Source organism: Deefgea piscis (genome assembly GCF_019665785.1).
Classification (GTDB): Bacteria; Pseudomonadota; Gammaproteobacteria; order Burkholderiales; family Chitinibacteraceae; genus Deefgea.
On sequence record NZ_CP081149.1, the window covers coordinates 2382252 to 2405886 of the forward strand.

Consider the following 23635-nt stretch of genomic DNA (forward strand, 5'->3'; position numbering starts at 1 on the left):
TATCAATGATTGATTTGCGTTTACCTTAACGCATCAGTCGCCCTTTTGACCAGACTCAGCACACAGACGGACGCCTGAATTCAATAAAACCTGACGAATCGCAAGCGTTTGCGCCAATGCAAGGTAATTATCACCCAACACCGACAAAGATTGAACCTGCCCTGCCAGCGCCAAAGCTTGCTGTTGTGACTCAGTCCAGTCTGGCGCTTGCGAGGTATCGAGTCCCACACCTGATGCCTCATGCCCTGCATCGCAATGCCCTAGCGACCCTTCCGAAATTGTCGTCAAACCACGCGCTGCGGCGGCGTGTAATAAATCACTCCCCAGCGGCGCCATCACCGATAAATCAGGATCAATTTCAAAAATTAATTGCGCGATTTGATCGGCCAATACTGGGGTTTTAGCGGCGTCGCGATATAAAGCGCCATGCAATTTAACGTAAGTCACCGCGACCCCGACCTCAATACATACCGCTTTCATGGCCCATAATTGGGCGGTGATACTAAACACCAATTGCGATGGATTCATCGATAGCGATCGCTGCCCTAAATGCAAGCGATCGGGGTAGCTCGGCGCGGCGCCAATACAAACCCCGTACTCTTGCGCCAAACGCACTGCCGCCCGTATTGAATCCACACTCCCGGCGTGTCCGCCGCAAGCAATATTGGCCATAGACACCAGTGGCATCCATTGCGAATCCAAATCCTGATCGCGACCAAAATCAGCGTTTAACCCAAGAAACACGCCCTGCTCAATCACAACAATTTCCTTTGCGGCTAAGCCGCGCTTTAACGCTTTGTTGCCAGTGGCAGATCAAAAAAACAAAGCAAACCAGCTCAGCCGGTGCTCAGCGATACAGGGAGACAACAACACAGCAACCATTACTGACGATAAATTTACAAAAAACAATTTAATAATTATTAAAAATTTCAAAATTCTGAATATAGTTGCTAGAGAAGGCAGATTTTATCAGCAAATTAGCCATAATTAAGTTCATGCTTGAAACCGATGCGTATGCCATGACCAATGAGTCCAATTATTTTGTTCACCCTGATCAGCTACAGGTGGGCGTCTATATCCAACTCGATTTGCACTGGATGGCGCATCCATTTAGCTTTGGCAGTTTTAAAATCAAATCGATTGATCAAATCGAGACGTTAAAAAAGCTCGGCTTAACTAAAATTCGCTACATTCCCAATAAAAGTGATATTCAACCCTTGGCGCCAACCTCGCCAGCCATTACACCGACTGCCGAGCCCACACCCACCGCCAGCCACAGCGAAGTCAGCGACCCGACCGTACTGGCGCTATTGGCAGCAAAACGCCAACGCCAATCCCAACACGAACACCGACAGGCGCAACTAGATGCCTGCGAAAAAGCATTCGGCAAAGCGGCAAAGACCGTCAGAAGTATTAATAGTCAAATCCATATTGATGCCAAAAAACCGTTGCCGCCGCCGATCAACTCGTCAATCAAATGCTCGATTCACTGCTGATAGATGATGATATTGCGATTCACCTAATGAATGGCAATACACAGGGCGATGAAACTTATTTTCATACTTTAAATGTGGCCGTTTTAGCCCTGATGCTGGGCCGAGCCATGCAGTTATCACGTGATGATATCCGCACTTTGGGATTGGCGGCCTTATTTCATGACATCGGAAAAAGCGAAATCCCTGATCGTATCTTACTGAAAACCGAAGCCCTAAACCGTGCCGAGCAAGCCTTGATGGAGCAACACTCAAAATGGGGGGCGGAGATGGCGCATCGAGCTGGTTTAAGCGCCGGCGTATTAAAACTGATTGTCCAACATCATGAATACTGTGATGGCTCGGGCTATCCACAGCGCCTGCAAATAGCACAAATTGACCCACTGGCGCGCATTCTGGCCTTGGTCAATGCCTATGACAATCACTGCAATCGCAATAATCCCGCGCTGTCTTTAACGCCGCATGAAGGACTGGCCTTGATGTTTACGCAGCACAAAGCCAAATTTGACCCCGGCCCACTCAATCACTTTATTAAGTGCCTTGGTGTCTATCCACCGGGCACTTTAGTTATTTTATCTAATGAGTGTTATGGCTTAGTCGTCTCAGTCAATGCTTCGCGCCCTTTGCGGCCGCAGGTTTTAGTCTGTGGCAACGAGTCGGGCAACGAAAACGCCATTATTTTAGATTTGGAGCAAGAAAACGGCATCAACATCAGTAAATCCATCAAGGCCAATCAACTGAGCGCTGATGCGGCTCGCGCCTTAAGTCCAAGTAAACGCATGAACTATTTTTTTAGTGCCAGCGAATCAGTATGACCTTACTTGCACAAAATCTACTCGATGCCTGCACCACAGCGATTTTAGCTGTCACGCCGAATGATTTACGCATTGTCTCAGCCAATCAAGCCAGCGCTTTGCTGCTAGGTTATGCCCAACACGATTTAATCGGTCGCTCGATCCTAGAGATTGAAACCGGATTACAAGAACATTTTTTTTGGGCCGACGTTCAAAATGGCGGTAATGCCCACATCAGCCAACTGGAAACCGACTATCGCCATGCACAAGGTTATTTTTTATCGGTATGCAAAAGCGTACGCAGTACCACTTGGGAAGATCAAACGCTGTGCGTGATTTCTTTTTATGACATCAGCCAAAGTAAACGGCTTGAACGAGAAAGCGCACTGACGGCCTCTTTATTATTTGCCACATTAGAATCCACCGCCGATGGCATTGTCGTCACCGATTTGGACGGACACATACGCCATTGCAACGCGGCAATGATGCAAATCTGGCAATGGTCTGATACGCACCATTCTGAAGCTTTATTTGAATGGATTAAACCGCAACTCAAAAATGCCGAAGAATTTCAAAATTGGTTAGATCTACTCTATAGCGACCCCTATCTGGAGTCGCAATTTGCGGCTCACTTACACGATGGTCGATTTTATGACTTCAATAGCCAAGCCCAGCGCTTAGGGGAGGCACCAGAAGGCCGAATTTTTAGTGTTCATGACAGCACCGCAATAAAAACCAGCGAAGCGGCACTACGTATTGCACACCAAAAAGCGCAGGCAGCCAGTCATGCTAAATCAGAGTTTTTATCACATATGAGCCATGAGCTGAGAACACCGCTCAACGCCATTTTGGGCTTTGCCCAACTCATTTATATCGACACCGATAACCCACAACGCCTCTTGGGTAATTACATTATTAATGCTGGTCGACATTTACTCGACATGATTAATGAAGTACTCGATTTAGCCAGTATCGAAGCCGGAAAACTCACCTTACGCCATGAAACCGTCGACCTCGCGCCCATCGTGCGCGATTGCTGTGAATTAATGCAAAATTTAGCCTCAGAAAAAAACATCCACCTTTTTATTGATCTCCCCCTCAGTGGCTGCTGGGTGGAAGGCGATGCGCGGCGAATTAAGCAGATTTTATTAAACTTCACTTCTAACGCCATCAAATACAATCGACCGGCGGGCTCGGTCACGCTCAGTATCAGCCAAACTCAATCGGCCAATTGGCGCTTAATGGTTTCTGATACCGGCTATGGCATTAGCGAGAGTGATCAAGCTCAGCTCTTTATGGCTTTTTCTCGGGTCGGTGAGCAACAAGAAGAAATTGAAGGCACCGGCATTGGGCTTGCCTTTACCCGTAAACTGGCTCAGCTCATGCAGGGCGCCGTCGGCGTCAAGAGCACGCTCAATGTGGGCAGTGAATTTTGGGTGGACTTTCCTGCCGTCACCCCAGTGGCCGCCCCGAGCAGCATCAACAGCGGCTCTACCGAGGCTAAGCAGCGGCAAATTTTATATATTGAAGACGATCAATTGTCACAAAAACTAATGAGCCGCATATTCGAGCAACAGCGTGCTCATTATGTATTAGTGCTAGCGAGCACCGCCGCCGAAGGTTTATTGCTGGCGCAGCAGCAAATTCCCGATTTAATCTTACTCGATCGCCACCTGCCCGATGCCACGGGCGCTAGTTTACTGGTGCAATTAAAAATGGATGAAACCACACGGCATATTCCGGTGATTGCTCTATCGGGCGACGCTTTGGCCGAAGATATTCATCAAGCCATCCAGCTTGGATTTGACGCCTATTTGACCAAACCACTGGATATTGCCAAAGCACTGCCAATTATTGACAATGCACTTGGCTATATTCATCAGGGTATATAGCTCTATCCAGCATATTGATTAAATTTCAATCAAATACCCCATGCTGCTGTAAAGCCCACTCGATATGCTCACGCACCATTTCATTATCAATATCACGCCGAGCTTGTAAAGCAGTGATCACCTCAGGCGTGGTGCTCGCATTACCTAAACCCACCGCCAAGTTTCTCAGCCACGCCCAATAGCCAATTCGATAAATTGGGCTACCGGCCATTTTTTGTTGAAAGTCGGTTTCAGACCATGAAAACAACGTTAATAAACTGACATCATCTAAACCATGACGAATCACAAAATCAGTTTCAGGGCTGGTTTTGGCAAAACGATTCCACGGACACACCAATTGACAATCATCGCAGCCATACACTCGATTACCAATTTGTGAGCGAAACTCGATTGGAATCGCCCCTTTTAATTCGATGGTTAAATACGAAATACAGCGCCGGGCATCAACGATATACGGCGCCACAATGGCCTGCGTTGGACAGGCGTCGATGCATGCGGTGCATTGACCACAATGCTCTTTAGGCAGCGGTGGATCGACAGGCAAGGCCACATCTAAAAATATTTCACCAATAAAAAAGAAAGAACCGTATTGCCGATTGATTAATAAGCTATGTTTGCCGCGCCAACCATTGCCCGCTTGTTTGGCTAACTCCACTTCAAGCACGGGCGCTGAATCAACAAACACCCGATAGCCCAAAGGGCCGACTAAATCGGTAATTTTTTCGGCCAATTCTTGCAGACGATGACGCAAAACTTTGTGATAATCACGACCTAGGGCATAACGTGAGATATACGCCCTATTGGTATCGGCCAAGACGTCTTTTGGGTCAATGCCGCCAGACAGATACGGCATAAAAACGGTAATAACCGATAAAGTTCCCGGCACTAATTCGGCGGCTCGGGCGCGCTTTAAGCCATGCCTTGCCATATAATCCATTTCGCCGTGATAGCCTGCGGCTAACCATTGGTTTAACCCCGCTTCGGCATGGCTTAAATCGATATTGGCAATAGCGGCAGCGGCAAAGCCAAGCTTGTGCGCCCAATCTTTAATGGATTGCGCAATAACCTGATCATTGAGTGGTAAATGTATAAATTCAGTCATATTGCAAATGATACCGCGTTCAGCGCTTTTTTAAACGATGAAGCCGCTACGCTGGATTTTGGCCGCCAAATTGCGCAGGTGCTACGCGCCGGCATGGTGGTGTTTTTAGAAGGCAATTTGGGCGCAGGAAAAACCACATTAACGCGCGGCATTTTACGCGGCGCAGGCTTTACGGGGCGAGTTAAAAGCCCAACTTACACCTTAGTTGAGCCTTACCCTTTGCTTGGACTTAAAGCCGATTCTAAATTATACTTTTATCACTTTGATTTATATCGATTTAATGATCCAAGCGAATGGGAAGACGCCGGTTTTAGAGATTACTTTAATGCCGAATCAGTGTGTTTAATTGAATGGGCCGATAAAGCCAGTGGGCAGTTACCAACACCCGATTGGATTATTCAATTAATACCCGAAGGCGAAGGCCGAAAAATTTTATTGTCCGCTACCAGTGAGTTAGGCCAAACATGCCAGAACGCTTTGACCTTAGCAGTCCAATCAGCGCAATGAATTGCGAATTAAATTTAAATCGCCGCGACGTATTACGTGCCGCGGCCGCGACCTTAATTTTATCGGTGAGCCCAGTCAGCCTTGCTGGCAACGCCAGCGTCGTCGCGGTTCGCGTTTGGCCCTCGGCCGCGTATACCCGCGTCACGATTGAATCATCTGAGCCACTGCCGTTTAATCAATTTATGGTTAAAGACCCAGATCGCTTAGTGGTGGACCTGCACGGCATTGATTTAAATAATGAGCTGCAAAGTTTGGCTGGCAAAGTCGGCGGCGATGATCCGTATATTAAATTGCTGCGCGCAGCGCGCAATAAACCCGGCACGGTGCGCTTGGTTTTAGACTTAAAAACCCAAGTCAGCCCACAAGTGTTTACCCTCGCGCCGTTCTCTGAATACAAGCATCGTTTGGTAATTGATCTTTATCCGACCGAGCAAAACGATCCATTACTGGCCTTACTGAACGACAATCCAAGCGCCGCGGCGGCCAGCGCGATGCAGGCCAAGCCTGCTGAACCCAAAGTGGCCGAAGCCGCCAAACCGGTTGAGCCCAGCAAAGCCAATGACAATACGGTCGATCGCAATAAGCTAAAAGTGGATCGTTTAATTACAGTGGTGCTCGATCCAGGCCACGGCGGAGAAGATCCGGGTGCCGTTGGTCCGTCTGGCACGCATGAAAAAGTCGTCGTATTGCAAATTGCCAAAAAACTCAAAGCGCTCCTCGAAGACGAAGCCAATGTGCGCGTTGTTCTCACAAGGGATGGTGATTATTTTGTTCCGCTAGGTGTTCGCGTTAAAAAGGCGCGTGCGGTCAATGCCGATTTATTCGTCTCGATTCACGCCGATGCGTTTGTACGCCCTGGTGCCAATGGCTCATCGGTTTTTGCGCTATCCGAAGGTGGCGCGACTAGCAGTCAAGCACGCTGGTTGGCGCAAACGCAAAATGATGCCGATTTAATTGGTGGAATTAAAATCAAAACTGAAAATCCGTATTTGGCGCGCACCTTAATGGATTTAACCACCACCGCAACGATTAACGACAGTATGAAACTGGGAAAAGCCATGCTTGGTGAGATTGGCACGATCAATCGCTTACATAAGCCGAGCGTTGAACAAGCCAATTTTGCGGTGCTTAAAGCGCCGGATATTCCATCGATTTTGGTTGAAACCGCATTTATTTCCAACCCAGAAGAAGAACAAAAACTCATTTCTAATGCGTATCAAGACAAAATGGCCCAAGCTTTGCACAAAGGCATTAAACGCTATTTTGCTAAAAATCCACCTCTAGCTAAAACTCGTATCGCACAATCATAAAGGCCTATTCACAATTGCATGTCTAATGCATGATTGATAGCGGCGATCAATTTAGCGGCAGTAAATGGCTTCACCAAAAAACCCGACGCGCCCATGGTGAGTGATGTTCTTACTCTTTCCGCAGTGGGCTCGGCGGTCACCATAATGACTTTTGGCGCAGGTTCGAGCTTTAAAATTTGCCCGAGCAAGTCAATACCGTTTGACTCGGGTAGATTAATATCCAGCAATACCAATTTAGGGTGTAGATCTAAGCAAAATCGAAATCCGTCTTGCGCATGACTCGCCTCACCAACGACTTCAAATTCAAGGCTACGCATTAAACTGGCCATTAGATTTCTTAAAATTCCGTCATCATCAATGACCACACAGCTTGGTTTTTTGTGCATCAGCTACATTCCTTGTCAGGCTGGCTGGTATACTTCTGCCTCTTTCGCTTTTACCACCATAGTTCAAATTCATGCCACGCATCCAAAGACTTTCCGATCATCTTGTGAATCAAATCGCCGCTGGTGAGGTGGTTGAGCGCCCTGCGTCGGCATTGAAAGAATTATTAGAAAACAGCATTGATGCCGGCAGCAAAAGCTTACAAATTGAATTACAAGCTGGCGGCAGCAAACTGATTAAAGTCATTGACGATGGCTGCGGCATTGCCAAAGACGAGCTCGCCCTTGCCTTGCATCGCCATGCCACCAGCAAAATCAGCAGCATGGATGACTTAGCCAAGGTTGGCACTTTAGGTTTTCGCGGTGAAGGTTTGGCTTCGATTGCCTCGGTATCACGCCTGAGTTTAACCAGCCGCTTTACTGAAAACGACCAACTATCCGCCCACGCTTGGCGGGTTGAAGCCGATCATGGGCATTTACTCGAACCTGAACCGGCAGCCTTAGCCTGCGGCACCACCATCGAAGTACATGAGCTATATACGCAAGTACCGGCACGGAAAAAATTCTTAAAATCGGACAGCACCGAATACGCCCACTGCCTAAGCATGGTTGAACGCTTGGCGCTGGCCAACCCGCAAATTCAAATCACCTTGCTGCACAACGGCAAAGCGCAGCAGCGCTGGTTGGCTGGCGATTTAGCCAAACGTGCCGCTGCGATTATTGGTGATGAATTTGTGCAATCGGGGATTGTGGTTGACGAAGGCTTTGGCAGTTTGCGCCTCTATGGCATCACCGGTTCACCCACATTGGGTAAAACCAGCCGCGAAGCGCAATACTTTTTTGTGAATGGCCGCTTTGTGCGCGACAAAGTGGTGATGCACGCACTTAAAGAAGCCTATCGCGATGTGCTACACCATAATTTACACGCGTCATTTTGCCTGTTTTTAGAGCTCGATCCAGAAGGCGTGGACGTCAACGTCCACCCCACCAAAATCGAAGTACGCTTTCGCGAAAGCCAAGCGATCTATCGCTTTTTGCTGACCAGCTTATCTAAAGCCCTCGCTCAAACCAAAGCAGGCAAGTTACCCGAGGGTATTGATACCGAGACTGGAGAAATAAAAGCCCCGGTAGCAATACCTCAAGAAAATAGCTACAAACCGCAAGATTACGCCAAAATGGCGTATCGCCAGCAGTCGATTCCACTCGCACCAACTGCCGGTGAAGGTCTGCAAGTTTACGAGACGATGTTTGCCGATTTGCGCCAAAATAGCCCTAGCGCCCCCGTTGCTGAGGCTTCACCCGCATACCGCGCACCGATTGATCCAGCGCCAGTTGCGCCAATAATCAGCAGCACAGCCGAGCCAGAGCGCCACGCGAAGATCGGCGGCGCAAGCGTTGATCAGCCTGCACCATGGCTAGCAACGCCCCGCACCAATCTACCGCCTAGTGAGGAAAATGGTGCGCCGCCACTGGGTTTTGCGCTCGGCCAATTGCATGGCGTTTATATTTTAAGTCAAACCAACGAAGGCCTGATCGTCGTTGATATGCACGCCGCGCATGAACGCGTCGTGTATGAAAAACTTAAAACTGCGCTTGATTTAGCCAATATGCCGATGCAGCCTTTGCTCATTCCGCATGTGTTTAATGCCGACAAATTTGACATCGCCACGGTCGAAGATTTTGGTGAACAGCTGGCCGATTTAGGGCTAGAAATCTCCGTTACCTCGCCGACGCAGCTCTCAGTTCGCGCCGTGCCGATGTTATTGCAAAACAGCAATCCCGTTGAATTAGCCCAAGCCATGCTGCGCGATATTCGCCAAGTGGGCGTCTCGCAAGTGCTCTCCGGCCGTCGCAATGAGCTATTGGCCACCATGGCCTGCCACGGCGCCGTGCGCGCCAATCGCCAGCTCACTGTGCCAGAAATGAACGCGCTTCTGCGCGAAATGGAAGTGACCGAGCGATCTGGCCAATGCAATCACGGCCGCCCAACTTGGTTTCGCCTCACCATGAACGATCTTGATAAGATGTTTATGCGCGGGCAGTAATGAATTTTGTGCCGCCTGCTGCATAACAACGACACAAAGCAGCAACTCCAAACTTAAACCTTCTACTTTTGCCATGGCCCAATCATGAATCCACTTCCTCCTGCTATTTTCATCATGGGGCCAACGGCCAGCGGCAAAACGGCGACGGCCATGCGGCTTATCGAGCTCGGGCTGCCAGTTGAACTCATTTCGGTCGACTCGGCTTTAGTGTTTAAAGACATGGATATTGGCAGCGCTAAACCCAGCAAAGCTGAACTCGCCGCAGCACCACACCATTTAATTGACATTATCGACCCGACCGAAGTCTATTCAGCGGCGCAATTTAGGCTCGACGCCCGCGCCTTGATGGACGACATTACCGCGCGCGGCAAAGTGCCGGTACTGGTGGGTGGCACCATGCTGTATTTCAACACCTTGCAACAAGGCATTCATGATTTACCCACGGCAGACGCCCAATTGCGCGCACAAATCCATCTTGACGCCCAAGCGCTAGGTTGGGCAGCGATGCATCAACGATTGGCCGCACTGGACCCCATCACCGCAGCTCGGCTTGATCCCAATGACACGCAAAGAATCGAGCGCGCTTTAGAAGTTTGCATTTTGTCGGGTAAAGCCATGTCGAGCATACTGGCTGAGCCAGCCAAAGAGACACTCCCTTACGATTTACTCAAAATTGCGCTCGTGCCAAGTGATCGCTCAGTGCTTCATCAACGGATTGCGCTGCGTTTTGATCAAATGCTCAGTGACGGTTTATTGGCCGAAGTACAAATGCTGCGCGCCAAATACCCGCTTAGCCTCGATATGCCATCCATGCGCTGCGTCGGTTACCGCCAAGCTTGGAGCCATTTAGACGGTGAATACGATTTAGCCACCTGCCGCGAAAAAGGCATTGCCGCCACCCGCCAACTGGCTAAACGTCAACTCACGTGGTTACGTAGCATGGATGATTGCGACTTAATTGACTGCGCTAGAAATGATGCAGCAATAAAATCAATTGAATTAATAGAGAAAAAATTACAAACAAATAAAAACATGTAAACAAACAACAATTAATTAATAAACAATAAAATCCTTACATAAGGAATTAATTAATTACCACTTATCCATAAAATCAACACTCATTCTTGCTTTGTAACGCGCATCAATTTAAAACTAGAGCTAATGCATTATCTCAAAGGTTAATTTGAGTTTTGCTCACTTTAAACTGCGTACGGAGCATGTTATGAAACACCTTAAAAAACTTGCAATTATTGCCGCCCTACTAAGCACATCGTCTTTTGCGCAAATCTCCGCAAGTGGGCAAATCATTAGCGGTACCACATTTGGTACCACTGATGCATTCCAATTTTTTAATACTTCAACCGCTGGCGAATACATCACTTCATTAACTTGGGACTTGTCCCCGATTGGCGGCTTTTTTGACACCACCGCAGCGAACCCAGGAAACAGCTATTCAGGCTTAGTGATTAATACTTCAACCGGAGGTGTTTCAGCCACCAAGCCCACCGATGCAGCGTTAGATGGCAAGCAACAAGTTACTTTTAATTTTTTAGGCAATACATTCGCTGCAGGACAAAAATTTATTTTTGGTGTTGATACCGACTTACTCAGCTGCATTGATTGCAACGGGATTAATGGCGCAGGTTTTGTTGGGGCCAAGGTGAGCGCAACATTCTCTGATGGGCAAACTCGCTATGGCACCTACACCGGCACGAATAAACTAGGATTTGGCTCAGAAGTAAGTATCACTCAGCCTGTTCCTGAACCAGAAACCTATGCCCTAATGGGACTAGGTTTAGTTGGTCTACTTGCCGCTCGGCATCGCAAATCACGCCATACCAAATAATCATCCATGCTTGCTAGCCAATAAAAAACGCCATTAATGGCGTTTTTTATTGGGCGCTGCCAGTTGTTTACAAAGCCCTTCCAGTTACTGAATAAATAAATTATTTATTCGCTTAAAATCTCAGGCAATATCAAACAAATAAGCAAGCATTAAATTCAATGCAATTTTTTTGGATTCATCCCGAATAAATTCCTGATTCTCCCTTGGCCTGCATTCAGCCGCACTCACGACCTAAATCAAACATTCCTGAATTTGATTCATCACATTTAACCGCATCAATTCAGTTTTAAATCCCGAAATACGACGCCACAGGGCAAAACGTTAACTCAGTCTGCAAATGAAAACACCTACAGCCAATAGAAAAATGAGCGCCCACTTCATCCTAAATAGCATACCGTCGCATAAATGATGACGCCAATGCGTTTCAAACAACTGTTTTTACTGCTTACTTCGCATTGTCTGGCACAATCTTTGAGCAAAGAAATACGCAAACACGCCGACCAAACCAACCCGCCAAACTGGCGCAAATGCGCCCCTTATCAAAGAGTCATCGCATGCCTAATTTACTCTTAGAGATCAAAGGCCCAATTGCCTACGTATCACTCAATCGCCCAGAAAAACGCAATGCAATGTCTTTTTCGCTATTGATGGATTTAGTCGAGACAGCCAAACAATTAAAGAAAAACAAGCAAATTCGCTGCGTTATCCTGATGGGGCAAGGGGAGTCTTTTAGCGCTGGTATCGATTTGAACGATTTAAATCAATCTAAAAATCGTCTCTTTGCTTTTTGGCAGTTGATCAAACCCGGACAAAGTATCTTTCAAAAAGCCTTCTTAATCTGGCAAACGCTACCATTTCCAGTCATCGCCGTTTTGCATGGCCATTGTTTTGGCGCGGGCATGCAGCTGGCTTTAGCGGCTGACTTTCGAATATCCGCACCAGATTGTCAGCTGTCCATCATGGAGAGCCGCTGGGGGCTGGTGCCCGACATGGGCATTACACAAACGCTGCGCGGATTAATCGCCAGTGATGTTGCCAAAGAACTCACCTTTACTGGGCGCATTGTGAGTGGCACCGAGGCCAAGGCGCTGGGTTTAATTAGCGCAGTCAATGAAACTCCGTTGATTGCTGCCACTGAAATGGCCGAGCGTTTATGCCGACAGTCGCCCGACGCTTTGCACGCAGGTAAACAAGTACTCAACGCCATGCACCTCAAGCCAAACAAAGCATTGCGCCTCGAGAAAATCTGGCAACTTAAATTACTACTGGGCAAAAATAGTCGCTTGGCGCGCAAAGCCAGCAAAGATATCACCGTTCAGTTTGCCCCACGCCAGTACGATTAACCCCCTGCTACTCGCCCGTTTTGATTGCGTATGACCCGCTTGCAGGCATCAACCCAAAAATTGGGCAGTATCCAAAGATAGTTTCTATTTGAACCTGCGAAGCATAAAAAACCACTTCATAACGAAGTGGTTTTTTGCATTTAAGCCAGCAATATCAACGCAGCTTATGCACCCAATGCTTTGAGCGTTTGCTCACGCACCACATCAACCGCTTGCGTGCCATCGATTTTGATGTATTTCGGTGCATTGCCATGGCCAGAAGCAGCCAATTTGCCATAAAAATCAACCAAAACTTCAGTTTGCTCGTGATAAACGCCCAAACGCTTTAAGACCACGTCTTCTTTATCGTCATCACGCTGCACCAAAGGCTCACCAGTTTCATCATCAATACCTTCCACTTTCGGTGGATTGTATTTGATATGGAAAGTGCGGCCAGATGCCACGTGCACACGGCGGCCAGCCATACGGTCAACAATATTCGCGTCTGGCACGTCGATTTCAACCACATAATCAATATCAACACCCGCAGCGATCATCGCTTCAGCTTGTGGAATCGTGCGTGGAAAGCCATCAAACAAGAAACCATTGGCGCAATCGGCTTGCGCAATGCGCTCTTTAACCAGACCAATAATAATATCGTCACGCACCAAACCGCCGGCATCCATAATGGCTTTTGCTTCTAGCCCTAAGGGCGTGCCTGCTTTAACCGCAGCGCGCAGCATGTCGCCAGTCGAGATTTGTGGAATGCCAAATTGTTCGCGGATAAAGTTCGCTTGTGTCCCTTTACCAGCGCCTGGCGCGCCCAAAAGAATTAATCGCATGGTGTTTTCCTAGTGGTTTGAAAGTACGAATACTCAGTAATGCTCAACGCAAATAGAATATTTCTTATAGTTAAAACAAGGTATTAAATAACAAAGCGAGCGCAGCTATCAGCATGGTCAGCAAAGTGAGCATCATTCCGGCAACCCGAAATTTAAGCTGCTCTTTAAGCTGACTAATCGCATAAGCATGCAAGATTCGGCCTAATAATAAAGCCAAACCCAAGCCTTGTAATAATAAATGCGCCGCATTTTGCATTTCGAGTAAAAACAACAACAGCAAACACAACGGCACGTATTCGGCAAAATTAGCATGCGCCCGAATCGCCCGATTGAGCTCGGGTTGCTGCTGATCCCCCAGCGCAGCGCCAAATTTTCGCCGCAGCTTAATCACGCGAAAGGTCAAATACAGATACAGCAGGCACAACAATGCCGCGTACATAGCCACAATCTGCATATCAACCTCGCTGATTAGCCCTGCTGGGCAACAATTGCGCGCACTCGCGCTAGATCTTCAGGCGTATCGACCCCCGCGGCTGGCGCGCTACTGGCAATATGCACCCCAATAGCAAAACCATGCCACAGCACACGCAATTGCTCTAGCGCCTCAACTTGCTCTAGTGGCGACACCGCTAAATCACGGTACTGGCGCAAAAAGCCCGCTCTATAGGCGTATAGGCCGATATGTCTTTGTGCGCCTAGATTAGCAGGCAATACCCAATCGGCATATTCATTGTCGGCAGCAAAAGCATCGCGATGCCATGGCATAGGCGCGCGGCTAAAATACAGCGCTTTTTGCTGTGCATCACAAACCACTTTCACCGCATTGGGATTAAAAAATTCTTCCGCATCGGTAATCGGGTGACTGGCGGTCGCCATCGCCCAGCTTGGATTAGCCATCAGCGCTGCGGCCACGGCATTGATAAGCTCTGGATCAATCAAAGGCTCATCGCCTTGCACATTGACCACAATGGCGTCATCGGGCAATTCTAAACGATCCACCGCCTCGGCCAAGCGATCGGTGCCTGAGGCATGATCATCGCGCGTTAACAACGAGGCGTAGCCCGCTGCCATCACCGCGTCTTGAATCGGCATTGCATCGGCAGCGACCACCACCATAGAGGCATTGGAACGCAAAGCTTGCTCAACCACCCGCACCACCATCGGTTTGCCGCCAATATCGGCCAAAGGCTTATTGGGCAAGCGCGTAGAATTGAGCCGTGCCGGAATAATCGCCACAAAGCTCATTATTCAAACTCTTCTGGGCTAAGTTCACGCGCTTCGCTCACCAGCATCACCGGAATGCCGTCTTTAATCGGGAATGCCAAACGATCTGCTTTGGAGATCAACTCTTGCTTGGCCTTATCGTAAATCAAAGGGCCTTTTGAAACTGGGCTCACTAGAATTTCCAGTAGCTTAGCGTCCATTTTGATACTCCGTAATTGCAGATAAAGTAGCTTGCAGCCATTGCGCCAGATTCGGTTCAATCTGCGCGGTCACTGGCAAGACCCAGATTCTATCACCGTCTGCCATTAAATTTAAGGCAGCGAGCTTCACCGCGTCCTTTTCCGTAACGATAATCGCGCCACTAGCGGGCAAATCGGCCGCGCAAAAAGCATGATGATCGGGCATGGCTTGTTCAACAAACTGGTAGTTCAAACCGCGCAGCGTCGCAAAAAAACGTGCTGGATTACCCATTCCCACCATCGCCGTTAGCGATTCACCGTCAAAATCCGCCGCGTGGCGCTTAATCTCGGGGTGGTGTAATTGATAGCAAGCACTCGCTGCCAATTGCATCACAAACTGCGGTGGGTATAGCTCGCTAAGCAAATCAAAATCTGGCCTACCATTCAATACCACTACCGAAACTTGCCCCAAACGCCCACGCGGCTCGCGCAGCGGCCCAGCAGGCAAACGTAAACCATTGCCTAAACCGCGCGCAGCATCAATCACACACAGCTCAATATCGCGCGCCAAAGCGTAATGCTGCAAACCATCATCACACAGCAATACATTCACCTCTGGATGCGCCGCCAACAACGCCAGCCCCGCGCTCGCGCGCTGCCTTGCCACAAACACCGGCACCTTGCTTGCCCGCGCCAACAGTAGCGGCTCATCGCCCACCACCGCCGGATCGCTATCAACCGTCACCGCCAGCGGCGTATTTTTATCATCGCCAGAGCGCGCATAGCCGCGAGAAATAATCCCGACCTGCCAACCTAGTTGCGTCAACTGCTGCGCCAAATAAATCGTCAACGGCGTTTTACCTGTACCCCCAACCGTGATATTACCCACCACCACCACCGGCACCGGTAAGCGTGTTGATGGTTTGATCTTGAGTTGAAACAGTAGCGCATTGAGCTTAGCGAGTAGCGCAAACAACACAGAGAGCGGCCACAGTAAAACCGCCCAAATCGTGAGGCGGCCATACCAAATTCGGTTGAGAAAAGATTCAATCTTCATAAACACATCATCGTTGGGCGGGTTAGCCACGTAACCCGCCAATTGGATTCAGAAAAAACAACAACGCATCAGCGCAGATTAAAAACCCAAGCCACGCTACACGCCTTGAGTGACGCGATGCCCCCTTGACGGAGGAAAGCTGGGATGGGGACGTTGCGCTACACGCCATCGTATCACCCTCACCCTAACCCTCTCCCATCAAGGGAGAGGGAATGCCGCGATGCTTTAACCAGCATCAACACACAGTCTGAACATTACAAAAAAAACAGACGTATAGCCCGCCAAGCCTTTTCAAACATGCGCCACAAACAAATACATCACCCACGTAGGGCGGGTTAGCCGAAGGCGTAACCCGCCAATTCAGCAACCAAAGGGGTCAGACTCGATTGATTGCGCCTTTACTGGAGCGAGCGCAATCAGCAAAGCACACCATGCCGCAGCGCAAAGTTGAGTTGAACCTCGTTGTAAAGTCAAAATAGAAATCCCTCGCACATCAGCCAAGCCATTCGCTAAATTCATAAACCATATCCCGATTAAACCGCACCGCGCTGCAACAGCGCCAGAAACTCATCACTATCAAAACCATCGCTCATCATTTTGCCGCGCACCAAGAGCAATGGCGTTCCGCTCGCACCGTAGCTGGTAAATTCACGCTCGCAACGCGCATCAAGACTCATATTGCATTCGGTAAACGCAAAGCCCTGACTATCTAGCCACGCTTTAGCTTGATGGCAGTAAGTGCATTCGGTCGTCGTGTACATCACCACATCGCTCGGCTTCAAGCTCGCCGCTAACTGACTGATCTGCTCGCTCGACAAGTCAGTTTTGACTCTAGCCGCGCCCTTTGACCAATTCACCCCACCCCACACCAAACCAGCAAGCAACAAGACCGCAAGCATCCGCGCCCAAGGCCAAGCCGCGGATTCAGAGCGCAACACCGGACGCGCCACTTCACGCGGAGCTGACACCATGGCTTTGGCATACGCCACACCGCACGCAGGGCATTGCCAATCGGGCGCCGTTTCGTTCGCCAGCCGGACATGGCGGCATTTGGGGCATGTTTGCATGTGGCTTCCTTTGTTAAAGCTTTAACTTATTGTGCCGTGGTTGATTCAGGTCTTTTAAAAAGTAAGTCCAAACGTAATCATCAAGGGTATATCTTTGTATACATTACTAAATAATGCCTACATTGAAATACCTAATAAATATTTTCGGCTTAATGCTGTGTATGGCATTGAGCTTCGCAGGCTCAACTCGTGCCATGATCGCAGAGTGACAAAAGCCATGCGCATTACACTAATTGCTTGAGTTTCAAGTTCAGAACCAAAAATTAAAAGATATATCATTGCAAGTCATACATCTAAAAAGCCACAAAGAAATACCCTTGCTCCGACCAAAACTCTGCAATACGAGCAGTTTTTGTGACCCTACGAAACCATTGCGGCGTGTGCGGTGAAAGTCATATGTCACACGACATTGTTGGCCAGCAGTGTGCCGTCAAGAAAAATCAGATAATTTATACGAAAAATGTTTTTTCTGGGTAAAGCACACATCCTCAAGCCCAATAAGTGGGGATAAATCACCATTGATGACATTTGTATTTATAAATCGAAAAGAACGTAATTTTGGCAAGTCACGGACAAACTCTAAATTAGCCATCGCGGCACTCTCATGAATTTTCAAATCCAGTAGAGCCTTATTATTTGACAAAGGAGAATAGTCAGCTATTTTTTTACAGTTCTCTAGGGTTAGATATTGTAAAAAAGGCAAGTTTAAATGTGAAATACTTTCTAAATTTTTCATAAAATGTAATTCAATTGAAATAAGCCATTCAAAACTAGACAATCCATTCAAATTAAATACATTAGAACGAATAATTGTAAGTTTTTTTATATTTGAAAATTGTGGCAAATCACTCAAATCATTCGATCTTCCCCGATAGCCCCATATGATCAGCTCTTCTAGCTGATGATGCTTGATATTTTCGCAACTAACCAAGCCATCATGGGTTGAAAAAACACTTAACTTTTCCAACCTTGAGAAATCCAAACTACACTTTACATTATTAAAAACCAACGACTTTAAATTTTTTAGTTCATATATAGGATCTACAACCAACTTTCCTGTTGCATATATAATTAAATGCATCAAATTTGAACAATCAGCCAAAAAATCCAAGCCGTCAAAAACCCAATTATTCTCAGATCTAACGCACAAACCAACAATACCACCGCCCTCAATAAGTCTCACAATTTCACAATGATTCTCACTGCTATAGTTAGCAAATTTACCGGATGGTGTATCAAAAAAATTTATTTTTTCTACCTTCATTTCCAATCTCCATCTTGCTTACCCATTTTCTCTCCCGGAGAGTTTATTTTATTATAATTGTTTGGATTAGCAGGGCCGCCATGATCTCGAAGATTTTTAGCCTCATCTTTAAGAGCCTGACGATTAGAGTTTGCCGGTTTGTGGCTCCAATCAACAACTTCATCACCATATTTTTTTAATTTATCTTTAACGGATTGTTGCATTCGCTCAAAACTGCCTTTACCAAAATACTTCTTTCCTGAGGCAAAGAGCAATTCATAAGAACCGAAATTTTTCTTGCAGCCTTTGGAGTTATGAACCAGTACCCCCTCTTCACCCACGAAGAAGGTATACGCATTCGCTACTTCCAAATTAAACACCGGCAGCGTTTTTTGTTCGCTGCTAATCTCAACAATAGTCGCTAACCGCTCGGCGTCGGCATCACCGCCTTTCAGTAATAACTGGCCGCCTTTTTTCAGCAGCACCGCATCGCGCCAGCCATCAACGGTTTTAAACGGATGGCCTTCGGTCGCAGTGATTTGCTCGCCGTTATCCAGCGTCAGATGAATCAGCGTTTGTGGCTTATTGCTGGTAAAGACATCGGTAACTTTTTCATAACTCAAACGCAAATCACGCTTGCCGGATCACCTATCTTCTTTCCAGTCAGACTGCATTTTGTTGGGTTGGAAATCAAAGGGAAATCAAAGGGGTCAGAGTCGATTGATTTCCAAGCACAAGAAAATACCAATGTATTTTCCGCCAAGCATTGTCAGTCAAGTACCCACAAGCAAATACATCACCCATAAAGAATGGATAGCCAAAAAGGTGTAAGCCACCAATTCAACACTGATTTAAACGCTGTATCCCGCGTGCGCAAATCAAGATTTGCACACGCTACGGGCTAAAGCATTTAATCTCCCCACAAAAAACGGCGCCTAAGCGCCGTTTTTAACGATCAATCCAATCACTTCTGCCCGCTGGTCTGCGTGGCAAATGTCAGCTTGCCGTAGCCAGCGACCCTTGCCGCTTCCATGACGTTGACGACGTTTTGGTGGCTGGTTTGCGCGTCGGCGTTGATGACGATCATCGGCTCGGCGTTGCTGCCGGCGGCGCGGCGCAGTTGTACCGCGAAATCGTCGGGGCTATTAAATTGCGCGGGTTGGCCATTAATCATTAATTGCCCATTACCCGAAATGCCAACTTGGATCGATTGCGGTTGTTCTTCTTGCTTCACGGCGTCGGCCGTTGGCAGGTTGATTTTCAGCTCGGCAAACTTGGAATACGTGGTTGTTGCCATCAAGAAAATCAAAATCACCAACAACACGTCGATCAAGGGAATAAAGTTGATTTCCGGATCAATGCGGCCACGACGGCCTTTATTGAATTTCATGTTTTATACCGCCTGCAAAGAGCGTTTTTTAAAGTAGCGAGCGCCCGTTTCAAGTGGGGCGCCCAGAGCGCAGGAACCGGTGCACATAAATATGCAGATTCACGCTAGCAATGCTCAAAACGGAGCGAGAAGTCCAAAGACAAGGCAAAAAGCGACGAAAAACCGGAGTTTACATTTGTAAATGAGGATTTTGAGCCGCTTTTTAACGCCGTATTTGGGCTTCGCAGCCCGTTTTTTTATTAGTGGCGTTCGCCGTGGACAATCTCAACCAACTTAATCGCCTGCTGCTCCATCTCAACAATAAAGTCATCGACCTTACTGGCAAAATAGCGATAAAACATCAACGCTGGCACGGCAACGATAATCCCGAAAGCGGTGTTATACAGCGCAATCGAAATCCCGTGCGCCAAAGCGGCTGGGTTACCGGCGCCACTTGGGGCTTGCGAACCAAAAATCTCGATCATCCCGATGACGGTACCAAACAAACCCAACAGCGGCGTTACCGCGGCCAGCGTACCTAAAGTCGATAAATAGCGATTTAAGTCATGGGCAACGGCGCTACCGGTTTCTTCGATTGATTCTTTCATGATTTCGCGCGAGCTTTTGACGTTTTTCAAGCCCGCCGCCAACACCTTGCCCAAGGGGCTAGACGCTGACAACTTATTCAAACTTTCTGCCGTAACGCCTTGGCTACGATACTCTTGCACCACTTTGGCCAAAGTACCTTGCGGCAGCACCAATGTTTTACGTAAGGACAGCAAACGCTCAATAATAATGGTCACCGTTGCAATAGAAGCAGCGATAATCAGCCAGATGGGCCAGCCTGCGGCCTCGATGATAGCGAGCATAATAAAAACCTTGATTAGACGAATGGCAAAAACCGCGTAACTTTAGCCCGAATACGGTGTAAGGGGAAGGGTTAGCGCTGAAGAATTAAATAAGATTCACACTGTGCGCCAACGAAATGCGCGGCCAAGTCCAATATTTGCGATTTTCGCTGCCACGCAGCAGGCTGACGCGAGACAAAGAACAGCGTAATTCAACGTTGCATCGGCCCAAAACAAGCCCAAAAAAATGCATTCACAAATTGCAAGCCCCTAAGATGTAAATGCTCAATACAGCCTTTGGTGCCAGATTGCTTTAAAATTGTCCATTAAACACGTCTGCAATCTATCGTTTCCGCGCAAATTTAAACCTTTATCGCCGGTGCGGTAGGATGGAGCACGACGCTAGAAATAGTCGATAACTGACTTATTTATTTTTTGTTTTTATTTTGAGAACCCCATGAATCAAGCGCCCTCTACCGCCGAGCCGACGAGTTTACTCGAGCGTTTTTTTAAACTACAGCGCCATGGCTCTGATGCCAAAACCGAGTTCATCGCTGGGGTTACCACCTTTTTAACGATGGTGTACATCATTTTTGTTAACCCACAAATCTTGTCGAACGCGGGCATGGATCCGCAGGCAGTTTTTGTAGCCACCTGCGTGGTCACCGGTCTGAGCTGTATTTTGATGGGTGCCGTTGCCAATCTACCGATTGCCATTGCGCCAGCGATGGGGCTGAATGCCTTTTTTGCTTTTGTGGTCGTCACTGGCATGGGCTATTCGTGGCAAATCGGTATGGGCACGATTTTTTGGGGCGCGCTGGGTATGCTGATCCTAACACTGCTACGCGTTCGTTACTGGCTGGTGGTTAACATTCCACATAGCTTGCGCGTCGGGATTACCGCCGGGATTGGCTTGTTGATTGCCTTGATTGGCTTACAAAACACCGGCATCGTGGTCGCCAATCCAGCGACGATGGTCGCCGTAGGTAATTTAGCGTCTATCCCTTGTATCTTGGGCGCGCTGGGCTTTTTTATTATTTGTATTTTTGCGCAAAAAGGCATTCATTCTGCCGTTTTGATCTCGATTGCGGTCACGACCGCCTTGGGTTATTTTTTGGGCGACGTTAGCTTTAAAGGCGTGGTGGCAATGCCGCCAAGTATGTCGCCCGTGCTGGGCCAGCTCGATTTAATGGGCTCGCTTGACATTGCTTTGGCAGGGGTGATTTTTTCATTCTTGCTGGTTAATTTATTTGATTCATCGGGCACTTTAATTGGCGTAACCACCCGCGCCAATATGGTTGATGAGCAAGGCCGTTTCCCGCGCATGAAGCAGGCAATGGTGGTTGATAGCTTAAGCTCAATCAGTGGCGCGGTGCTCGGCACTTCGGCCACATCGGCGTATATCGAGAGCACTTCGGGCGTGGCAGTGGGTGGCCGCACCGGTTTAACGGCGATTGTCGTTGGGGTGTTATTTTTGCTGGCGGTGTTTTTCTCGCCACTGGCAGCCATGGTTCCTGCGTATGCCGCCGCTGGCGCAATGATTTTTGTCGGCGTGTTGATGTGCTCTGAATTGGCCAAAGTCAATTGGGAAGACCTCACCGAAGCCGTGCCGTCATTTATTGCGGCAGTCATGATGCCGTTTACGTTTTCGATTACCGAGGGCGTAGCAATGGGCTTTATTGCCTATTGCGTGATGAAAACCGGCACTGGCCGCTGGCGTGAAATCCACCCTTGCTCGTGGATTGTGGCCGGTTTATTTGCGCTTAAGTTTTTCTGGGTCGACGCACACTAAAGCGTTGTAATCACTGCTAAGCACTGATAAACGCTTAAAACAAAGCCTTATCCCGAGTTGATCGGGATAAGGCTTTTTTTGATTATGGCTTTGCTTTAGCCGATTTTTGTGGGGCCGCGTTCAAGCGAGCGCATACCTTAAATCGTCGGCTAAAGCCGACCCTACAACATCATCTACAACATCGTTGGCTTGCTGAACACAAGACATCAGCAAGCGGCGTAACCTTAAGCCGCAACCGTCGCGCTCGGCATATTTTCACGCGGAATAATCGCGCCCGGGTGCTGAATCACAATCCCTGCCAAACGATGCGCCTGCATCGCTGCCGCTTGATAGTCCATACCTTGCAAACGTGCCGCCAAATAGCCAGCAGCAAATGAGTCCCCCGCCGCCGTGGTATCCACCACTTTAGTGACGGGCTCAGCCGAGATTTCAATTTGCATATCTGCGGTGGCGACAATACACGCACTACCGCCGCGCTTAATCACCACCTCAGTCACGCCGCACGCTTGAGCTCGCGCAATCACCGCTGCTACCGATTCTTCGCCATACAGCGCTACTTCATCGTCTAGCGTTAGCAAGGCAATATCGGCCAATTGCAAAATAGCGCGATAATTGGCTTGCGCCACTTCACGGCTTTCCCACAAGCGCTGGCGATAGTTATTATCAAATACAATTTGGCTACCCGCTGCCTTGGCTTTTTGCAGCTCAGCCAACAACACAGCGCGATCAGCAACGCTTAAAATCGCCAGACTAATGCCTGATAAATAAATCATTCGGCACTGCGCCAAATCAGCGAGCACAATCGGCGCTGCCGGGTGCTGCAACCAATATTTAGCCGCCGAATCACTGCGCCAGTAATGAAAATGCCGCTCGCCATTGTCTTCAGTTTCAATCAAATACATGCCGGGCAGTCGGCACTGATCTTGCAGCACCCAATCGGTACAAATTTGCTCGCCTTGCCAAGCTTGAATCATTTCATGACTAAAGCCATCCACGCCTAAAGCCGTTACATAACGCACTTCAAACGCCGCATCGAGCTGGCGCGCCAAATAAATCGCCGTATTGAGCGTATCACCGCCAAAGCGATAGTTTAAATGCGCGGGCTCGCGGCGAAGTTCGATCATACATTCGCCGATTAAAGCGATACCTTGTGCTGTTTTATTCATGATGAGATCACTTCCATTCAAATCAACGGCACTTCAATCGCCGTCAAACATGCTGTGTTAATCAAGCAAGCGTCAGTGTCTTGCTATAAAAATAAGGTGGGTATATCTATAGGCCTTTTATATGTTAAATCACTCCGGCGGCGGCCAGCCGCAC

Annotated in this window: 25 protein-coding genes; 10 read left to right on the top strand and 15 right to left on the bottom strand. The window is 48.2% G+C overall.

Annotated features, from left to right (window positions below):
• Window positions 1-33: 33 nt before the first annotated feature.
• Window positions 34-759, bottom strand: coding sequence for a LamB/YcsF family protein (locus tag K4H25_RS10925; RefSeq protein ID WP_255587551.1), 726 nt, complete (start codon window positions 757-759; stop codon window positions 34-36).
• Window positions 760-995: 236 nt separating this feature from the next.
• On the opposite strand from K4H25_RS10925, the gene K4H25_RS10930 reads away from it, so the two are divergent.
• The 3 genes from K4H25_RS10930 to K4H25_RS10940 are packed head-to-tail and all read left to right on the top strand — an operon-like array spanning window position 996 to window position 4179.
• Window positions 996-1496, top strand: a complete 501-nt coding sequence (locus tag K4H25_RS10930) for a DUF3391 domain-containing protein (protein WP_221020541.1) — start codon at window positions 996-998, stop codon at window positions 1494-1496.
• Window positions 1478-2308 (top strand): HD-GYP domain-containing protein, encoded by an 831-nt coding sequence (locus K4H25_RS10935; RefSeq protein WP_221020542.1) that lies wholly within the window; start codon window positions 1478-1480, stop codon window positions 2306-2308. Before K4H25_RS10930 ends, K4H25_RS10935 begins: the two co-directional genes overlap by 19 nt.
• Window positions 2305-4179, top strand: coding sequence for a PAS domain-containing hybrid sensor histidine kinase/response regulator (locus K4H25_RS10940; RefSeq protein ID WP_221020543.1), 1875 nt, complete (start codon window positions 2305-2307; stop codon window positions 4177-4179). Before K4H25_RS10935 ends, K4H25_RS10940 begins: the two co-directional genes overlap by 4 nt.
• 25 nt (window positions 4180-4204) lie before the next feature.
• Here K4H25_RS10940 and queG read toward each other — a convergent pair whose 3' ends face one another.
• A complete protein-coding gene (queG, locus tag K4H25_RS10945; protein WP_221020544.1) occupies window positions 4205-5281 on the bottom strand; it encodes a tRNA epoxyqueuosine(34) reductase QueG in 1077 nt (358 codons plus the stop codon).
• Between queG and tsaE the strand changes: the two genes are divergently transcribed.
• Together tsaE and K4H25_RS10955 are read left to right on the top strand one after the other, a co-directional pair.
• On the top strand, window positions 5282-5788 hold the full coding sequence (tsaE, locus tag K4H25_RS10950) for a tRNA (adenosine(37)-N6)-threonylcarbamoyltransferase complex ATPase subunit type 1 TsaE (protein ID WP_221022930.1): 507 nt from the start codon (window positions 5282-5284) through the stop codon (window positions 5786-5788). It abuts the gene before it with no gap.
• A complete protein-coding gene (locus K4H25_RS10955; protein ID WP_221020545.1) occupies window positions 5785-7098 on the top strand; it encodes an N-acetylmuramoyl-L-alanine amidase in 1314 nt (437 codons plus the stop codon). The genes tsaE and K4H25_RS10955 overlap by 4 nt, the downstream gene beginning before the upstream one ends.
• Window positions 7099-7106: 8 nt before the next feature.
• Here the strand turns inward: K4H25_RS10955 and K4H25_RS10960 are convergent, their stop codons facing one another.
• On the bottom strand, window positions 7107-7484 hold the full coding sequence (locus tag K4H25_RS10960; RefSeq protein WP_221020546.1) for a response regulator: 378 nt from the start codon (window positions 7482-7484) through the stop codon (window positions 7107-7109).
• A 71-nt stretch (window positions 7485-7555) separates the two neighbouring features.
• On the opposite strand from K4H25_RS10960, the gene mutL reads away from it, so the two are divergent.
• From mutL to K4H25_RS10980, 4 genes are all read left to right on the top strand, one after another.
• A complete protein-coding gene (gene mutL / locus K4H25_RS10965) occupies window positions 7556-9526 on the top strand; it encodes a DNA mismatch repair endonuclease MutL (RefSeq protein ID WP_221020547.1) in 1971 nt (656 codons plus the stop codon).
• Window positions 9527-9610: 84 nt separating this feature from the next.
• A complete protein-coding gene (gene miaA, locus K4H25_RS10970; RefSeq protein ID WP_221020548.1) occupies window positions 9611-10564 on the top strand; it encodes a tRNA (adenosine(37)-N6)-dimethylallyltransferase MiaA in 954 nt (317 codons plus the stop codon).
• A gap of 184 nt (window positions 10565-10748) precedes the next feature.
• Complete coding sequence (locus K4H25_RS10975) at window positions 10749-11372, top strand: PEP-CTERM sorting domain-containing protein (RefSeq protein WP_221020549.1); 624 nt, start codon at window positions 10749-10751, stop codon at window positions 11370-11372.
• Window positions 11373-11926: 554 nt separating this feature from the next.
• Window positions 11927-12715 (top strand): crotonase/enoyl-CoA hydratase family protein, encoded by a 789-nt coding sequence (locus K4H25_RS10980; protein WP_221020550.1) that lies wholly within the window; start codon window positions 11927-11929, stop codon window positions 12713-12715.
• 164 nt (window positions 12716-12879) lie between these two features.
• On the opposite strand, the gene adk is transcribed toward K4H25_RS10980, so the two are convergent.
• The 11 genes from adk to K4H25_RS11035 form a co-directional block, all read right to left on the bottom strand.
• On the bottom strand, window positions 12880-13536 hold the full coding sequence (gene adk / locus K4H25_RS10985; RefSeq protein WP_173534430.1) for an adenylate kinase: 657 nt from the start codon (window positions 13534-13536) through the stop codon (window positions 12880-12882).
• Between the two features lie 70 nt (window positions 13537-13606).
• Window positions 13607-13990: an MAPEG family protein gene (locus K4H25_RS10990; protein ID WP_221020551.1), complete on the bottom strand. Its 384-nt coding sequence runs from the start codon at window positions 13988-13990 to the stop codon at window positions 13607-13609.
• 14 nt (window positions 13991-14004) lie between these two features.
• Window positions 14005-14784 (bottom strand): 3-deoxy-manno-octulosonate cytidylyltransferase, encoded by a 780-nt coding sequence (gene kdsB, locus K4H25_RS10995; RefSeq protein ID WP_221022931.1) that lies wholly within the window; start codon window positions 14782-14784, stop codon window positions 14005-14007.
• Entirely contained in the window at window positions 14781-14960 is a 180-nt protein-coding gene (locus K4H25_RS11000) for a Trm112 family protein (RefSeq protein ID WP_173534433.1), read from the bottom strand. Before K4H25_RS11000 ends, kdsB begins: the two co-directional genes overlap by 4 nt.
• The gene (gene lpxK, locus K4H25_RS11005; RefSeq protein WP_221020552.1) at window positions 14950-15996 is read right to left on the bottom strand and encodes a tetraacyldisaccharide 4'-kinase; all 1047 of its coding nucleotides are present in this window, start codon (window positions 15994-15996) and stop codon (window positions 14950-14952) included. Before lpxK ends, K4H25_RS11000 begins: the two co-directional genes overlap by 11 nt.
• Window positions 15997-16356: 360 nt before the next feature.
• A complete protein-coding gene (locus K4H25_RS11010) occupies window positions 16357-16515 on the bottom strand; it encodes a hypothetical protein (RefSeq protein WP_221020553.1) in 159 nt (52 codons plus the stop codon).
• Window positions 16516-16529: 14 nt separating this feature from the next.
• Window positions 16530-17063 carry a glutaredoxin family protein gene (locus tag K4H25_RS11015; RefSeq protein ID WP_221020554.1) on the bottom strand — a complete coding sequence of 178 codons (534 nt, stop codon included), beginning with the start codon at window positions 17061-17063 and terminating at the stop codon, window positions 16530-16532.
• A 430-nt stretch (window positions 17064-17493) separates the two neighbouring features.
• Entirely contained in the window at window positions 17494-18327 is an 834-nt protein-coding gene (locus K4H25_RS11020; RefSeq protein ID WP_221020555.1) for a hypothetical protein, read from the bottom strand.
• Window positions 18324-18929, bottom strand: a complete 606-nt coding sequence (locus K4H25_RS11025) for a Hint domain-containing protein (RefSeq protein ID WP_221020556.1) — start codon at window positions 18927-18929, stop codon at window positions 18324-18326. The genes K4H25_RS11020 and K4H25_RS11025 overlap by 4 nt, the downstream gene beginning before the upstream one ends.
• Before the next feature lie 341 nt (window positions 18930-19270).
• Window positions 19271-19696: an ExbD/TolR family protein gene (locus K4H25_RS11030; RefSeq protein WP_173534436.1), complete on the bottom strand. Its 426-nt coding sequence runs from the start codon at window positions 19694-19696 to the stop codon at window positions 19271-19273.
• 239 nt (window positions 19697-19935) lie between these two features.
• Entirely contained in the window at window positions 19936-20544 is a 609-nt protein-coding gene (locus K4H25_RS11035; protein WP_221020557.1) for a MotA/TolQ/ExbB proton channel family protein, read from the bottom strand.
• A gap of 436 nt (window positions 20545-20980) precedes the next feature.
• Between K4H25_RS11035 and K4H25_RS11040 the strand changes: the two genes are divergently transcribed.
• Window positions 20981-22315 (top strand): NCS2 family permease, encoded by a 1335-nt coding sequence (locus K4H25_RS11040; RefSeq protein ID WP_221020558.1) that lies wholly within the window; start codon window positions 20981-20983, stop codon window positions 22313-22315.
• Window positions 22316-22539: 224 nt separating this feature from the next.
• Here the strand turns inward: K4H25_RS11040 and kdgK are convergent, their stop codons facing one another.
• The gene (gene kdgK, locus K4H25_RS11045; RefSeq protein ID WP_221020559.1) at window positions 22540-23481 is read right to left on the bottom strand and encodes a 2-dehydro-3-deoxygluconokinase; all 942 of its coding nucleotides are present in this window, start codon (window positions 23479-23481) and stop codon (window positions 22540-22542) included.
• Between the last annotated feature and the right edge of the window lie 154 nt (window positions 23482-23635).

Coding starts and splice junctions, on each gene's coding strand:
- K4H25_RS10960 (WP_221020546.1), bottom strand. CDS start 7,484: ATGCACAAAAAACCAAGCTGTGTGGTCATTGATGATGACGGAATTTTA.
- K4H25_RS10975 (WP_221020549.1), top strand. CDS start 10,749: ATGAAACACCTTAAAAAACTTGCAATTATTGCCGCCCTACTAAGCACA.
- adk (WP_173534430.1), bottom strand. CDS start 13,536: ATGCGATTAATTCTTTTGGGCGCGCCAGGCGCTGGTAAAGGGACACAA.
- mutL (WP_221020547.1), top strand. CDS start 7,556: ATGCCACGCATCCAAAGACTTTCCGATCATCTTGTGAATCAAATCGCC.
- miaA (WP_221020548.1), top strand. CDS start 9,611: ATGAATCCACTTCCTCCTGCTATTTTCATCATGGGGCCAACGGCCAGC.
- K4H25_RS10940 (WP_221020543.1), top strand. CDS start 2,305: ATGACCTTACTTGCACAAAATCTACTCGATGCCTGCACCACAGCGATT.
- queG (WP_221020544.1), bottom strand. CDS start 5,281: ATGACTGAATTTATACATTTACCACTCAATGATCAGGTTATTGCGCAA.
- K4H25_RS11020 (WP_221020555.1), bottom strand. CDS start 18,327: ATGAAGGTAGAAAAAATAAATTTTTTTGATACACCATCCGGTAAATTT.
- kdgK (WP_221020559.1), bottom strand. CDS start 23,481: ATGAATAAAACAGCACAAGGTATCGCTTTAATCGGCGAATGTATGATC.
- lpxK (WP_221020552.1), bottom strand. CDS start 15,996: ATGAAGATTGAATCTTTTCTCAACCGAATTTGGTATGGCCGCCTCACG.
- K4H25_RS10935 (WP_221020542.1), top strand. CDS start 1,478: ATGCTCGATTCACTGCTGATAGATGATGATATTGCGATTCACCTAATG.
- K4H25_RS10930 (WP_221020541.1), top strand. CDS start 996: ATGCTTGAAACCGATGCGTATGCCATGACCAATGAGTCCAATTATTTT.
- K4H25_RS11015 (WP_221020554.1), bottom strand. CDS start 17,063: ATGCAAACATGCCCCAAATGCCGCCATGTCCGGCTGGCGAACGAAACG.
- K4H25_RS11035 (WP_221020557.1), bottom strand. CDS start 20,544: ATGCTCGCTATCATCGAGGCCGCAGGCTGGCCCATCTGGCTGATTATC.
- K4H25_RS10980 (WP_221020550.1), top strand. CDS start 11,927: ATGCCTAATTTACTCTTAGAGATCAAAGGCCCAATTGCCTACGTATCA.
- K4H25_RS10955 (WP_221020545.1), top strand. CDS start 5,785: ATGAATTGCGAATTAAATTTAAATCGCCGCGACGTATTACGTGCCGCG.
- K4H25_RS10990 (WP_221020551.1), bottom strand. CDS start 13,990: ATGCAGATTGTGGCTATGTACGCGGCATTGTTGTGCCTGCTGTATCTG.
- K4H25_RS11010 (WP_221020553.1), bottom strand. CDS start 16,515: ATGAATTTAGCGAATGGCTTGGCTGATGTGCGAGGGATTTCTATTTTG.
- K4H25_RS11040 (WP_221020558.1), top strand. CDS start 20,981: ATGAATCAAGCGCCCTCTACCGCCGAGCCGACGAGTTTACTCGAGCGT.
- K4H25_RS11000 (WP_173534433.1), bottom strand. CDS start 14,960: ATGGACGCTAAGCTACTGGAAATTCTAGTGAGCCCAGTTTCAAAAGGC.
- K4H25_RS11030 (WP_173534436.1), bottom strand. CDS start 19,696: ATGAAATTCAATAAAGGCCGTCGTGGCCGCATTGATCCGGAAATCAAC.